This window comes from Planomonospora alba (assembly GCF_039534085.1).
Taxonomy (GTDB): domain Bacteria; phylum Actinomycetota; class Actinomycetes; order Streptosporangiales; family Streptosporangiaceae; genus Planomonospora_B; species Planomonospora_B alba.
In genome coordinates, this window is record NZ_BAAAUT010000028.1 from 19,816 (window position 1) to 32,566 (window position 12,751).

The 12,751-nt window shown below is 73.0% G+C and carries 12 protein-coding genes; 3 read left to right on the forward strand and 9 right to left on the reverse strand.

From position 1 onward, the window contains the following. Positions 1-4: 4 nt before the first annotated feature. The 4 genes from ABD823_RS17935 to ABD823_RS17950 form a co-directional block, all read right to left on the reverse strand. On the reverse strand, positions 5-1,453 hold the full coding sequence (locus ABD823_RS17935) for an MFS transporter (RefSeq protein ID WP_344860974.1): 1,449 nt from the start codon (positions 1,451-1,453) through the stop codon (positions 5-7). Positions 1,454-1,524: 71 nt separating this feature from the next. Then, entirely contained in the window at positions 1,525-2,013 is a 489-nt protein-coding gene (locus ABD823_RS17940; protein ID WP_344860977.1) for a MarR family winged helix-turn-helix transcriptional regulator, read from the reverse strand. Between the two features lie 191 nt (positions 2,014-2,204). After that, positions 2,205-2,864 (reverse strand): MerR family transcriptional regulator, encoded by a 660-nt coding sequence (locus tag ABD823_RS17945; RefSeq protein WP_344860979.1) that lies wholly within the window; start codon positions 2,862-2,864, stop codon positions 2,205-2,207. A 123-nt stretch (positions 2,865-2,987) separates the two neighbouring features. Further along, positions 2,988-3,185: a hypothetical protein gene (locus ABD823_RS17950; RefSeq protein WP_344860981.1), complete on the reverse strand. Its 198-nt coding sequence runs from the start codon at positions 3,183-3,185 to the stop codon at positions 2,988-2,990. 236 nt (positions 3,186-3,421) lie between these two features. Between ABD823_RS17950 and ABD823_RS17955 the strand changes: the two genes are divergently transcribed. Further along, complete coding sequence (locus tag ABD823_RS17955; protein WP_344860984.1) at positions 3,422-4,591, forward strand: phospholipase D-like domain-containing protein; 1,170 nt, start codon at positions 3,422-3,424, stop codon at positions 4,589-4,591. Positions 4,592-4,690: 99 nt separating this feature from the next. Here the strand turns inward: ABD823_RS17955 and ABD823_RS17960 are convergent, their stop codons facing one another. The 3 genes from ABD823_RS17960 to ABD823_RS17970 all read right to left on the reverse strand — a co-directional run bounded on the left by ABD823_RS17960 (position 4,691) and on the right by ABD823_RS17970 (position 7,593). Further along, the gene (locus tag ABD823_RS17960; RefSeq protein WP_344860986.1) at positions 4,691-5,533 is read right to left on the reverse strand and encodes a flagellin family protein; all 843 of its coding nucleotides are present in this window, start codon (positions 5,531-5,533) and stop codon (positions 4,691-4,693) included. A 90-nt stretch (positions 5,534-5,623) separates the two neighbouring features. After that, positions 5,624-6,523 carry an NAD(P)-dependent oxidoreductase gene (locus tag ABD823_RS17965; RefSeq protein ID WP_344860988.1) on the reverse strand — a complete coding sequence of 300 codons (900 nt, stop codon included), beginning with the start codon at positions 6,521-6,523 and terminating at the stop codon, positions 5,624-5,626. A 167-nt stretch (positions 6,524-6,690) separates the two neighbouring features. Next, positions 6,691-7,593 (reverse strand): NAD(P)-dependent oxidoreductase, encoded by a 903-nt coding sequence (locus tag ABD823_RS17970; protein WP_344860991.1) that lies wholly within the window; start codon positions 7,591-7,593, stop codon positions 6,691-6,693. A 157-nt stretch (positions 7,594-7,750) separates the two neighbouring features. Between ABD823_RS17970 and ABD823_RS17975 the strand changes: the two genes are divergently transcribed. Further along, positions 7,751-8,086, forward strand: coding sequence for a winged helix-turn-helix transcriptional regulator (locus ABD823_RS17975; protein ID WP_344860993.1), 336 nt, complete (start codon positions 7,751-7,753; stop codon positions 8,084-8,086). Between the two features lie 30 nt (positions 8,087-8,116). On the opposite strand, the gene ABD823_RS17980 is transcribed toward ABD823_RS17975, so the two are convergent. Together ABD823_RS17980 and metE are read right to left on the reverse strand one after the other, a co-directional pair. Next, entirely contained in the window at positions 8,117-9,112 is a 996-nt protein-coding gene (locus ABD823_RS17980) for an NADP-dependent oxidoreductase (protein ID WP_344860996.1), read from the reverse strand. A 99-nt stretch (positions 9,113-9,211) separates the two neighbouring features. Continuing rightward, positions 9,212-11,125 carry a 5-methyltetrahydropteroyltriglutamate--homocysteine S-methyltransferase gene (metE, locus tag ABD823_RS17985; protein WP_344861117.1) on the reverse strand — a complete coding sequence of 638 codons (1,914 nt, stop codon included), beginning with the start codon at positions 11,123-11,125 and terminating at the stop codon, positions 9,212-9,214. A gap of 47 nt (positions 11,126-11,172) precedes the next feature. Here metE and ABD823_RS17990 point away from each other — a divergent pair, with 47 nt between their 5' ends. After that, positions 11,173-12,708 carry a recombinase family protein gene (locus tag ABD823_RS17990; protein WP_344860998.1) on the forward strand — a complete coding sequence of 512 codons (1,536 nt, stop codon included), beginning with the start codon at positions 11,173-11,175 and terminating at the stop codon, positions 12,706-12,708. Positions 12,709-12,751 lie beyond the last annotated feature (43 nt).

Consider the following 12,751-nt stretch of genomic DNA (forward strand, 5'->3'; position numbering starts at 1 on the left):
CGGATCAATTGAGAGATGATTCCGGCCGGGGCTGCCGCAGCACGAGGAGCGCGACGGCGAGGGCTGCCGCGAGCAGGGCGGCCGAGACGCTGAAGGCGAGCCGGTACCCGCCGGTCAGCGCGGCCGCCCCGCCGGCGCCTGCGGCCAGCAGTTCCCCGGTCCGCGAGGCGGCCAGCGTGGACAGCACGGCGACGCCGGCGGCCATGCCGACCTGCTGGGTGGTGTTGAACAGTCCCGAGGCCAGGCCCGCGTCGTCGGCCCGGGCGCCGGACATGCCGAGCGAGGTCAGCGCCGGGAGCACCAGCCCGCCGCCCGCGATGAGCAGCATCACCGGCAGCAGGTCGGTGACGTAGTCCGCGTCCACCGGGATGCGGGTGAGCAGGCCCATCGCCCCGAGCAGGAGCAGCAGGCCGGCCACCAGGACGGCCCGCTCGCCGAAGCGGGTGCTGAGCCGGGCCGAGACGAACAGGGACACGCCGCCGATGGCCAGCGCCGCGGGGAGCATCGCCAGGCCGGTGGCGAGCGCGCCGTAGCCGAGGACCTTCTGCATGTGGAGGGCGACGATGACCTGGAAGGCGAACATGCCCGACACCGTCAGCATCTGGACCAGGTTGGCGCCGGCGACGTTGCGTGAGCGGAGGATCCGCAGCGGCATGAGCGGGGTCGCGGCGGTCGCCTGGCGGACGGTGAACGCGGCCAGCAGGGCGAGCGCGACCGCGCCGAGGCCGAGGGTGCGCGCCGAGAGCCAGCCGTGCTGCTCGACTCCGACCACGGTGAAGATGCCCAGCATCAGCCCGCCGGTGGCGAGCGCGGCGCCGAGCACGTCGGCTCCGGCGGCGAGCCCGGTCCCGCGGTCCTGGGGCAGCGCCCGGACCGCCAGCGCGATCACGGCCAGCCCGACCGGCAGGTTGATCAGGAAGATCCAGTTCCAGCCGAGAGTGTCGGTGAGGACCCCGCCGAGGACCTGCCCGGTCGCGGCCCCGGCGGCGCCGGTGAAGCTGAAGACGCCGATCGCCTTGGCGCGCTCCGCTGGCCCGGTGAAGATCGTCACCAGGATGCCCAGCACGACCGCGGAGGCCATGGCGCTGCCGACGCCCTGGAGGAAGCGGGCGGTGATCAGCGTGCCGGGCCCGGTTGCCGCACCGGCCAGCAGGGACGCGGCGGTGAAGACCGCGTTGCCCGCCAGGAACATCGCCCTGCGTCCGATGAGGTCGCCCAGCCGGCCGGCCAGGAGCAGCAGCCCGCCGAAGGCGATCAGATAGGCGTTGACGGTCCAGCTGAGCCCGGCGGGCGAGAAGCCCAGATCCCGCTGGATGGCAGGCATCGCCACGGTCACGATGCTGCCGTCGAGGATCGTCATCAGCGACGCGGCGGACAGCGCGACGAGCGCCGACCGGCGGGACCGGAAGGTCCCGGCGCGGGGCGGGCGGGGGAAGGGTGCGGTGCGCGACACGGTCTCTCCTGTTCTGAGGGAACAGGAGAGACCGTAGCAGATAGTTTTGTTGTAGACGATCCTTATCGGACCTACTTCTTGCGCTGCCGTGCCCGCCGTACCGGTTGCGGGGCCTCGACGGGGGTGGCCAGGTGGCCCGTCACCAGGCGGTTCAGGGCGCGCACGAGGACCTCCCGCTCGTCCTCCGGCAGGGTCTCCAGGGCGGCCCGGTGCACGCCGTCGACGATCTCCTGGCTCCGCCGCGCGACCTCCGCGCCCTTCTCGGTGACCGCGATGATCCGGGCCCGCCGGTCCGTGCCGGACGGGCGGCGCTCGGCCAGACCGGCCTCCTCCAGAGCGTCGACCGTGACCACCATCGTGGTCTTGTCCATGTCACCGAGCTCCGCGAGCTGGATCTGCGTGCGCTCCTCCTCCAGGGCGTGGACCAGCACGCAGTGCATGCGCGCGGTGAGGCCGATCTCGGCGAGCGCCGCCGCCATCCGCGTCCTCAGGACGTGGCCGGTGTGGTCCAGCAGGAACGACAGATCCGTCTCGGTGCGGGTGGGTGCCATGGAGACCATCTCCCCAGCGTAGCAACCGGTTCCGTGCCGGATTATCCGCAACGGACCTCTCGGGTGCGCCCGCCGCCGGACCGCCCGCGCCGCTCCGCCTTCAGGCCGGGGAGCGGGTCAATCCCGTGTCCGGGCGCGCAGGGCCCGGGCGAACCGGCCGAGCGCCGGCGCCAGGCTCTCCGGGGCGGGCCAGCCGTTGATCACGGTGAGCAGCCGGAGGTACCGCTCCCGGCGGGGGTCGCCCGCGCTCTCCACCGGTCGGCCGCGTACTGCTCGGCCGCCTTCCGCATGACGGTACGGAAGTCCGGGTCGCGTGCCAGCTCGGCCAGCTCCACCCACGCCTCGACCTGCTCGGCCTCGGGATCGTCGGGAAGCCCGGGAGTCATCGAGCGCGTGACCGCCGCGAAGCGGGGATCGGTGTCCGGCTCGCCGAAGACGGTGCCGAGGAGGTCGCCGATCAGGTGACGGCGTTCGTCCTCGGAGAGCCTGGCCGGCTGGTGCATGAGAGCCGCCTCCTCAGGGGTGGAGCCGCGCCTGGCCACCGCCGTCAGCACCGCACGCCGCAGGCGCAGCGTGCGGATCTGCGCCGACAGCGCTCCGGCGTGCGCCGCGGCGACCTCGGGGAGCGAGAGCTCCCGGTCCAGGACCTTCCGGATCGTGGGAAGGTCCAGTCCCAGGTCGCGCAGGGTCCGCACGAGGTCCAGGCGTGCGACGGCGTCGATGCCGTAGAGGCGGTGGCCGGCCCGGTTACGGGCGTTCGGCGGCACGATCCCGCGATCGGAGTAGAACCGGATGGTCTTGACCGTCAGGCCGGTCCGCCGGGCCAGGTCGCCGATCGAGTAGAGCGTGTCCCCGTTCATGTCCTCACCCTTCCGTCTCCCCTGATGGAGGCTCAGGCCCGCTCCGCCGGAGGCGCGGGCACGGTCGCCCGCGGCCGGGGCGGGGGCCGCTCACCCCTCGGTCCGCCCTTCCCCCGGGCGCGGTCAGGAGGCGTCGGCCTCGGTGATGGTCCACCGGCCGACCTCGCGGTAGCCGGAGTCGTAGATGACCGAGCCGTCACCGGGCTTCATCTCGTAGTGGCGGAGGTTCCCGCCCCAGTAGCGCAGGATGCGGCCCAGTTCTTCGACGGCCTTCCCGTCGAACGCCGTGTCGCCCATATCGACTTCGAGAAGGAACTTCATCCTCGTCTCCCCTGTCTGATCCGATCGATGTGACGTGGCCGCCGACACCGCTTCAATCATCTCATTGAACTCCTTTTTGAGGGTTTTCATGATGTGGTGCAGAACTATCAGGGAGGATGCACTGAAAGCATCAAATCGGGGTGAGCGGAACCGGGTGGGTGTCCGGATGTGCCGGCATGGAGCGGATTTACGATCCAATGCTTGTATGTCGCCTTCTGCGGTGAAACGCTCGGCTTATGGCGACATTCGCCGGAGGCTTGATCGAGGCCTTCGTCGGCCCCCGGGAGCTGGGCGCGGCCGACGACCTCGAACACGTGATCATCGATTTCATCGGCGGTGCCCGGCACTCGCTGGACATCGCCGTCCAGGAGCTCGACTCCGAGCCCATAGCCCAGGCCGTCCTGGACGCCCGCTTCCGCGGGGTCAGCGTGCGCATGGTGCTGGAGCAGGACTACCTGGTCTCCCCGAAGCCGCCGGCGGTCACCGTACGGGAGGGGGAGGACGAGGCCGCGGCGCGCCGCCGCGTCCAGTGGGGAGAGGAGACGGGCCGCCGGAGCCTGGAGCCGAACCGGAGGATCCTCGCCGCGCTGCTGCGCTGCAACGTCGACGTGAAGGCGGACTACAACCCGGCGATCTTCCACCAGAAGTTCATCATCCGCGACCACCGGGTGCGCAGCCGCCGCGAGCGCGCCCTGCCCACCGCGGCGATCCTGTCCGGCTCGGCGAACTTCACCGGCACCGACTGCCACCGCAACCTCAACCACGTCGTGGTCTTCCACGATCCGCGGATCTGCCGGGAGTACGCCACCGAGTTCGACCGGATGCGCGCGGGCCTGTTCGGGCGGGGCGCCCACGGCAGGGTCCCCGATGCCTACAACCTCGGCGGGGTGCCGGTGAAGGTGCTGTTCGCGCCCGACCACGCGCCCGAGCTGGAGATCATGAAGCAGATGCTCAAGGCCGCCGTGCGCGTCGACTTCGCCGTCTTCACCTTCTCCGGCTCCTCCGGCATCGACGACGCCATGATCGCACTGGCGGAGGCCGGGCGGACCGTCACCGGCGCGATGGACCCCGGCCAGGGCGCCCAGAGGTGGGCGGCCACCCACGACCTGGACCGCGCCCGGATCGAGCTGTACTTCCCCCGGCGCGAGCCCGCCTTCGGCAAGCTCCACCACAAGCTGATGGTCATCGACGAGGCCGTGGTCATCGCGGGGTCCTTCAACTACACCGCCCCCGCCAACAACTACAACGACGAGAACATCTTCGTCATCGGCAGCCCCTATCCCGACCTGCCCGCGAGCGAGGGCGGCCCGGCCGACCCCGCCGCCTGCGCCGGGCTCGCCCGTTTCTTCCGCGCCGAGATCCGGCGCATCGAGGCCGCGGGCGAGCGCTTCACCGGCGGCGGCTGACCCCTTCTGCGGCACCGCCGCTCGCGGCGCCGCGAAGGACCTCGCCCGTCCCGCCCGCGGCGCCGCGAAGGACCTCGCCCGTCCCGGCGGCGGCACCGCTCAGCTCAGCAGCCGCAGGAGCGCTGCGGGGCTCCGCTCGCGGTGGGAGGCCGTCGCGGCGGCGCTCCCGGAGAGGATCCCGGAACGCACGGACCGCATCACCTCCCAGGCCGCGCCGGGGTCATGGATCACGGAGCCGGGGGCCGCCTGCGGCTCCGCCGCCGGTCCGGAGGCCGCCCGGGTCTCCGCCGCCGGGCGGGAGAGGTCGACGACGTCCTCGAAGCGGGTGCGCAGGGCGTGGAGGCTGCTGCGGGCGGTGGAGACCTTCTGGATGGCGGCGTTGAGCGCGGTCAGCAGCGCGGCCGCGCCCCCGTCGGTCGTCAGGTCGATGGCAGCCGTGCCCAGAACCGCCGGGCCGAGCCCGCCGAGGTCCGCCGGGAGGACGGCGGGGGCCGCGGTGCGGCCGGACCGGTCTCCTCCGCTCCCGGGCTGACCGCCCGGTGCCTCCGCGGAGCCGGGTGCGTGCGTGCCGGAGACGAGGCCGAGCCGGGAGCCGAGCGTGGCGATCCTGGTCTGCAGGCGCGCCAGCGCGTCCGGGTCGCCGGTGCCGGAGCGGTCCGCCTGAACGGTCAGGTCACGCATGCTCTGGAGGATGGACCGGGTCTCCTCCAGGGCGTCCTCGGCGCTCCGGATGGCGGACAGGTCCCTCCGCGCGCCGCGGACCGCGGCCTTCAGCTCGTCGCTGCCCGGGGTGCCGCCGGTCGATCCCCTGTTCCGCAGGCCGTCGGTCGTGGGCTCGGCGGCCCGCAGCGCGAAGATCCTCAAGGTGTCGGCCGCCCGGTCGGCGGGCGGCACGTACCGGTAGTCGTCCGCAGGCCGGCTCTGGTCGATGCGCAGACCCATGGCCCCTCTCCTCCCTGATCGGGTCCACCGGACCCTCCCTGGTCCGGGTTTTTCCTCACGGTCGGCAGAGGAGAGGAGGACCTGAGGATTTCACCGGAAATCTTCGGAAAGCACATCCGTCCGGAGCGTCTCCACCAGGCGGGAGAAGCCGTCGGTGCCGTGCCCGGCGTCGATCGCCCGCCGGGCGACGGACCGGGCGGCCTCCAGCACCCCGGTGTCGAGGCCGCGGGCCCGGGAGGCGTGCACGATGTGCTCCATGCCCGCCGCCGCCGACAGGATGGTCGACTCGTCGCCCGGGTGGCGGCCGCTCTCGATGTCCTGGGCGAACTCGTCGATGATGGCGGGCAGCAGGGCGCCGATGCCCTTGGCGAACGGGGCGAGGTCCCGGGGCGCGACGCCCTCGGCGGAGGCCAGGGCGAAGGCGTGCACGAGCCCGCTCATAGAGGTCCAGAAGAGGTCGAGCAGGGCCACGTCGTGCGCCGCTGCCCGTCCGGGGTCCGCGCCCAGGTGGGCGGAAGTGCCGCCGAGGCTCGCCAGGGCCTGCCGGTGGGCCCGGTAGACCTCCTCCGGCCCGCTGTAGAGGACGACGGCCTCCGGCCCCCCGATGGTGGACGTCGGCGTCATGATCGCGCCGTCGAGGTAGTCGATGCCGTGCTCGGCGGCCCAGGCGGCCGTACGGCGGGCACGTTCCGGCGTGTCCGCGGTGAGGTTCACCAGGGTCCGGCCCTTCAGCTCGGCGGCCGCCGGATCGACGATCGCGTGCACGGCGTCGTAGTCGATCACACAGGCGATCACGAGCGGGCTCGCGGCGACCGCCTCGGCGGGGGTGGCGGCCACGGCCGCGCCCCGGGCGGCGAGGGCGTCGGCCCGGGAGGCCGTGCGGTTCCAGACGGTCGTGGGGTGTCCGGCGTCGAGGAAGGCACGGGCGAGCGCCTGCCCCATCGGGCCGAGGCCCAGGACCGTCACCGGGGAGGGGGTGCCGTCGGTCATGTCTTCTCTCCGATCCGGCCGGGTGATCCGGCGTCAGGTGTGCCGGACGGTCCGGCGCCAGAGTGTGCGGGTGTGCGGGGATCAGGGTGCGCACAGGGACGAGGGTGTGCGGGGATGAGGGGTGCGGGGATCAGGCTGAGCGGGGGGACGGTGTGCGGGCCGGGCGGTCAGCGCTGCGGCGCCGGGCCGTCCGCGGGAGCCGTGCGCAGCAGGTCGACCAGGCTCGACAGGCCGTCGTCGCCGTGGCCCGCGGCGACGGCCCGGTCCAGCAGGGCCCGCATGGGCTCCATCAGCTCGGTGCCGACGCCCTGGTCCCTGGCGGCCTCCAGCAGGTTGACGTAGGCCGTCGCCTGCATCCGCAGGTTCGATCCGGTGGCCGGATGGTCGCCCGAGTCGACCGCCTCCGCCATCGCGGGCAGGCTCTCCATCATGGCGCCGAGCCAGGCGACCACCAGCGGCGTGAACTCCGCGGCCGGGACCTTCTCCGAGCGCGTCAGGGCGACGGCGTGGAGGAACCCGCCGAACATCCCGTACATCGCGCTGAGCAGCGCCACGTCGTACAGCGCGGCCAGGCCGGGGTCCGCGCCCAGGTGCCTGGCGGCGCCCAGCGCCCCGAGGGTCGCCTCGTGGGCGGCGAAGGCGGCGGGCGACCCGCTGTAGAGGACGAGCGCCTCGGGGCGGCCGATCATCGGCGGGACCGCCATGATGCCGCCGTCCACGTACTGCGCGCCCTGCCCGGCCGCCCAGGCGGCGGTCTCCCGTGCCTGCCGGGGCGTGCCGTTGGTGAGGTTCACCAGGGTCCGGCCGTCCAGGGCGCCGGCCGCCGGTTCGAGGACCTTCCGCACGGTGCCGTCGTCCAGCAGGCAGACGATCACGAGGGGACTCGCGGCGACCGCCTCGGCTGGGGTGGCGGCGACGGCCGCGCCCCGGGCGGCGAGGGCGTCGGCCCGGGAGGCCGTGCGGTTCCAGACGGTCGTGGGGTGTCCGGCGTCGAGGAGGGCCCCGGCCAGCGCCCGGCCCATGTCGCCCAGGCCGATGACGGTCACCGGCGGGCGGGCGTTGTCGGTCATGTCGTGCTCCGGTTCGTTCGCAGGGAGAGGCGGACCCGCGCCGGAAACCGCTCGCGGTCCCGGCCGGGGTGTTCCCAATGCTGCTTTCCCGGTGTACTTTCCTCAAGTACCTACTATTTCTTCAGGTACTTACATTTTCGTAAGTGTGGAGGCCAGGGTGAAGAAGCGGACATACAGCTGCGGGCTCGACGCCGCCGTCGACGTCGTGGGCGGCAAGTGGAAGGCGCTGATCCTGTGGGCGCTGCACCACGAGCCGCTCCGGTTCGGGGAGCTGAAGCGGTCGATCTCGGGCATCAGCGAGAAGATGCTGATCCAGCAGCTCCGGGAGATGGAGACCTGCGGCCTGGTGCACCGGGAGGTCTACCACCAGGTCCCGCCGAAGGTGGAGTACTCGCTGACCGAGTTCGGCCAGTCGCTCAACACCGCGCTCCTGCCCCTGGGCGAGTGGGGCGACAAGCACATGGCGACCATCGAGGCGATCCCCCGCGACTGAGGAGGGCCGGCCGGGTCGGGCGCCGGAGCCTCAGAGGCGGACGACCATCTTCCCGGTGTTCGCCCCGCTGAGCAGGCCGATGAACGCCTCCGGCGCGTTCTCCAGACCCTCCACCACGGTCTCGTCGGCGGTGATCCGGCCCTCCCTCAGCCAGCCGCCGACCTCGGCGATCATGTCGGGCATGCGCGTGGAGTGGTCGCCGACGATGAAGCCGCGCAGCGTGAGCCGCTTGCCGACGGCCTGGAAGAGGTTGCGCGGGGCGCACGGCGGCTCGGTGGCGTTGTAGACCGCGATCGCGCCGCACATGGCCACCCGGCCGCCGGTGCGGAGGGAGTCGATCGCGGCCTCCAGGTGCTCGGCGCCGACGTTGTCGAAGTAGACGTCGACGCCGTCCGGGGCGGCCTGCCGGAGCTGCTCGCCGACCGGGCCGTTGCGGTAGTTGAAGGCGGCGTCGAAGCCGATCTCGCGCAGGTGGGCGACCTTCTCGTCGGAGCCGGCGCTGCCGACGACCCAGGAGGCGCCCTTCAGCTCGGCGATCTGGCCGACGAGGCTGCCCACCGCGCCGGCGGCGCCGGAGACGAAGACCGCCTCGCCCTCCTTGAACTCCGCGATGTCCAGCAGTCCCACGTAGGCGGTGAGGCCCGGCATGCCCAGCACGCCGAGGTAGGCGGAGGGTGAGACGCCCTCGATCGGCTCGACCCGGCGCACCCGGGCGGCGTCGAGGACGGCCTGCTCGCGCCAGCCGAAGCCGTGCAGCACCAGATCACCGGTCTTCAGCCCGGGCGCGCGGGACTCGACGACCTCGCCGACCGCGCCGCCGTCCAGCGGCTCGCCGAGCCGGAACGGCGGCACGTACGACTTGACGTCGTTCATCCGGCCCCGCATGTACGGGTCGACCGACATGAACAGGTTGCGGACCAGGACCTGGCCCTCCTGGGGGGCGGGCAGGTCCACCTCCACCAGGTCGAAGTCGTCCGGAGTCGGCCAGCCCGACGGGCGTGACGCGAGGTTGATCTGCCGGGGCATGACGGGCTCCCTCCAGGTCGGCTCGGATCGGCCGCGGCTCATCTCAACTGTTTCACAGCGCCGTCCGCGGCCCGCGCCGAGGTGGCGCGGGATGCCCGGTCAGGCGCCGGACCCGGCCGCCCCCGCGGTCCCGCGCAGCCGCCGCGCGGCCTCGACCAGGTTGGCCAGGGCCGCCTCGACCTGCTCGTAGGTCCGGGTCTTCAGCCCGCAGTCCGGGTTGACCCAGAGGCGGCCTGCGGGCAGCACCCGCAGCGCCGCCTCCAGCGACTCCCCGACCTCGGCGGCGGTGGGCACCCGCGGCGAGTGGATGTCGTACACCCCCGGGCCGAGCCCGCGCTCGAAGCCCTTCACCGCCGGCTCGCCGAGGAGCCGCGCCCCCGACCGGGCCGACTCGACGCTCGTCACGTCCGCGTCGAGGGCGTCGACCGCGGCGAGGATCTGGCCGGCGTCCGAGTAGCACAGGTGGGTGTGGATCTGGGTGCGGTCGCCCGCTGAGGACGTGGCCCACCGGTAGGCGTCCACCGCCCAGCGCAGATACTCCTCCTGCCCGGCGCGGCGCAGCGGGAGCAGCTCCCGCAGCGCCGGCTCGTCCACCTGGACGACGGAGACGCCGGCGGCCTCCAGGTCCCGCACCTCGGCGCGGACGGCGTCGGCGACCTGGAACACGACGTCGCGCAGCGGCAGGTCGTCCCGGACGAACGACCACGCGACGATGGTGACCGGCCCGGTGAGCATGCCCTTGACGGGCTTGTCGGTCAGCGACTGCGCGTAGGCGGTCCACCGCACGGTGATCGGCTCCGGGCGGCGGACGTCGCCGTGCAGGATCGGCGGGCGCGTGCAGCGCGAGCCGTACGACTGCACCCAGCCGTGGCGGGTGACCGCGAAGCCGTCGAGGTGCTCGGCGAAGTACTGCACCATGTCGTTGCGCTCCGGCTCGCCGTGCACGAGAACGTCCAGCCCGAGCCGCTCCTGCAGGGCGACGACGTGCGCGATCTCGGCGCGGACCCGCTGCTCGTACGCCTCCTCGCCCAGCTCGCCGGCGGCCAGCGCCGCGCCGGCGGCCCGCAGCTCCCCGGTCTGCGGGAACGAGCCGATCGTGGTGACCGGGAGCGGCGGCAGCCGCAGGTGCGCGGCCTGCGCCGCGGCCCGCACCGGGTACGGGCTCCGGGCGGCCTGAGCCGGTGCCGGGCCACGGGTCCGGAGGGAGGCGTGGGCGCGGGTGCGCCCGGGGGCCGCGGGCACCGTGGACGCCGTGGACGCCGCCGCGCCCGGGGCGGAGTCCAGCAGCGCGGCCAGCTCCACCACCTCGGCCACCTTCTGGTCCGCGAAGGCCAGCCGGCGCCGCAGCTCCGGATCGAGCCCCGTCTCCGCCTCCAGGTCGTACGGCACGTGCAGCAGCGAGCAGGAGGTGCCCACCGCCACGTGCCCGGCCCGCTCCCGTACGGCGAGCAGCGCGGCCAGCGCCCGCTCCCGGTCGGTGCGCCACACGTCCCGGCCGGAGACGACCCCCGCGACCACGGTCTTGCCCGCCAGGGCCTCGACGCCCGCGAGGTCGTCGAGACCTCCGCGCACCAGGTCCACGCCGATCGCCTCGACCGGGGTGCCCGCGAGGACCGGCAGCGCCCGGCCGAGACCCCCGAAGGCGGAGGCGACGAAGAGCGCGGGCCGGTCGGCCGGGGCGCAGAGCCGCTCGTAGGCGGCCCGGACCGCGGCGAGCTCCGCCTCGCCGAGGTCGGTCACGAGCGCGGGCTCGTCCAGCTGCGCCCATGCGACGCCCTCGGCGGCCAGGTCCGCCAGCAGCCGCTCGTACACGGGCAGGACGTCGGCCAGCCGGTCCAGCGGGGCGAACCCGGCCGGGCTGCCGGGGGCCGCCTGCGCCAGCAGCAGGAACGTCACCGGGCCGACCACCACGGGACGTGTCCGCAGGCCGAGTGCGCGTGCCTGCCGTACCTCCGAGAGGGGTTTGGCGGCGTGGAGCGCGAAGGCGGTGTCCGGGCCGATCTCCGGGACGATGTAGTGCTAGAACATGCACAGAGCCCCTATTAAACCGGGAGGTGCCCGTGCTCAAGCTGGCTGCGGCGACCGAGGGAACGGAGCCGGTCCCCGTCGTCTCCTACGCTCGCATCTCGGCCGACATCCGGGGCGACGAACACGGTGTGCAGGATCAGCACCGGGTGAACCGGGAGACGGCCGTGCGGCACGGCTGGACCGTGGTCCACGAGTTCACCGACAACGACAAGTCCGCGGCCAAGGCCGACGTCTACCGCGACGAGTTCGAGAACATGCTCAAGGCCCTCAAGGCGGGAAGGCTGCCGGGTGGTGCGGCGGTGCGGGGCGTGGTCGTCGTCGCCAATGACCGGCTCGCCCGGCGGCCCGGTGACTATGAGCGCTTCGTGGAGGCGTTCACCTACAACGACGGCTTCGTGTTCGCCGATGCCAAGCAGCGCTCCGATCTCTACAGCGAGGACGTGGAGAGCATGGGCCTGTTCGGCGTGGTCATCTCCAGGATGGAAGTCCGCAAGATGCAGCGCCGGATGCGCAGTTCCCACCAGGCGCGGGCACTCCAGGGGAAGGCCGTGGGCGGTCCTCGGCCGTTCGGCTGGAAGGAGGACCGGGTCACCCTGGACGAGGAGGAGGCGGCGCTCCTGCGGCAGGCGGCGCGGGACTTCGCGGCGGGCACGTCGCTCTACGGCATCGTCATGGACTGGAAGCGGCGGGGGATCAAGACCCCTCGGGGCAACGACTGGCAGGCGCGTACGCTCCGGGCGGCTCTGGTCAAGCCGCGCATGTGCGGGTACCGGGAGCTGCGGGGGGAACTGGTGCGCGACGCGGACGGAGACCCGGTCATCGGGGAGTGGCAACCGGTCCTGACCCCGGCCGAGTGGCTGGCCGTGTGCGAGGTCGTGGACGGCCGGAAGGGGCACACGGTGAAGCGGGGCGGTGCCGTGGGGGCTCCTCTTCCGCAGGACTACCGGGAGCACCGCTACCTCCTGACGGGCGTGCTGCGTTGCGGCCGTCCGGTGGAGGGCGGGGGCGTCTGCAACGCACTGCTGAGGACCAAGAAGACCAAGGACGGCAAGCGGCACATCTACTTCTGCCCCGGCAAGGACGTGGGCGGCTGCGGCGGCGTCGGCCGGCGCGGGGACCTGGTGGACTTCGCCATCTCGGAACTGGTGCTCGATCAGATGGAACTCGCCCAGTACATGGACGCGGACGACGCTCCCGAGTGGACGAAGGAGCAGGAGCTCACCGACACGGAGGAGCAGTTGGAGGAGCTGACCCGGCAGTGGCGGGCGCGCAAGATCTCCAACAGCCTCTACTTCGGCAACGCTGCGGCGCTGGAAGGCGACATCGCCCGGCTGCGGGCGGAGAAGAACAGGATCACGGGTAGGGCTGAGCGCCAGCGGGTGAGCCGGGCCACCGACATCAAGGAGATCCGGCGGCGCTGGTACCTGACGGAGGAGGAGGGCGGATTGCCGCTCTCCCGGAAGCGGGCGCACGTCCGGGAGATGCTGCACGCGGTGATCGTTCATCCGGCGGGCCGGGGAAGGGCGGCCTTCAACCCTGACCTCCTCGAACCGGTGTGGGTGGAGTGAGGACGTCCGAAGACGTCCTTGGATCACCAAGGGAGCTGGGCAC

What these genes read in the sequence shown, in the direction of transcription:
- ABD823_RS17965 (WP_344860988.1), bottom strand. Translation starts at nt 6,523, where the DNA reads ATGACCGACGGCACCCCCTCCCCGGTGACGGTCCTGGGCCTCGGCCCG.
- ABD823_RS17940 (WP_344860977.1), bottom strand. Translation starts at nt 2,013, where the DNA reads ATGGTCTCCATGGCACCCACCCGCACCGAGACGGATCTGTCGTTCCTG.
- ABD823_RS17945 (WP_344860979.1), bottom strand. Translation starts at nt 2,864, where the DNA reads ATGAACGGGGACACGCTCTACTCGATCGGCGACCTGGCCCGGCGGACC.
- ABD823_RS17980 (WP_344860996.1), bottom strand. Translation starts at nt 9,112, where the DNA reads ATGCCCCGGCAGATCAACCTCGCGTCACGCCCGTCGGGCTGGCCGACT.
- ABD823_RS17955 (WP_344860984.1), top strand. Translation starts at nt 3,422, where the DNA reads ATGGCGACATTCGCCGGAGGCTTGATCGAGGCCTTCGTCGGCCCCCGG.
- ABD823_RS17960 (WP_344860986.1), bottom strand. Translation starts at nt 5,533, where the DNA reads ATGGGTCTGCGCATCGACCAGAGCCGGCCTGCGGACGACTACCGGTAC.
- ABD823_RS17950 (WP_344860981.1), bottom strand. Translation starts at nt 3,185, where the DNA reads ATGAAGTTCCTTCTCGAAGTCGATATGGGCGACACGGCGTTCGACGGG.
- ABD823_RS17970 (WP_344860991.1), bottom strand. Translation starts at nt 7,593, where the DNA reads ATGACCGACAACGCCCGCCCGCCGGTGACCGTCATCGGCCTGGGCGAC.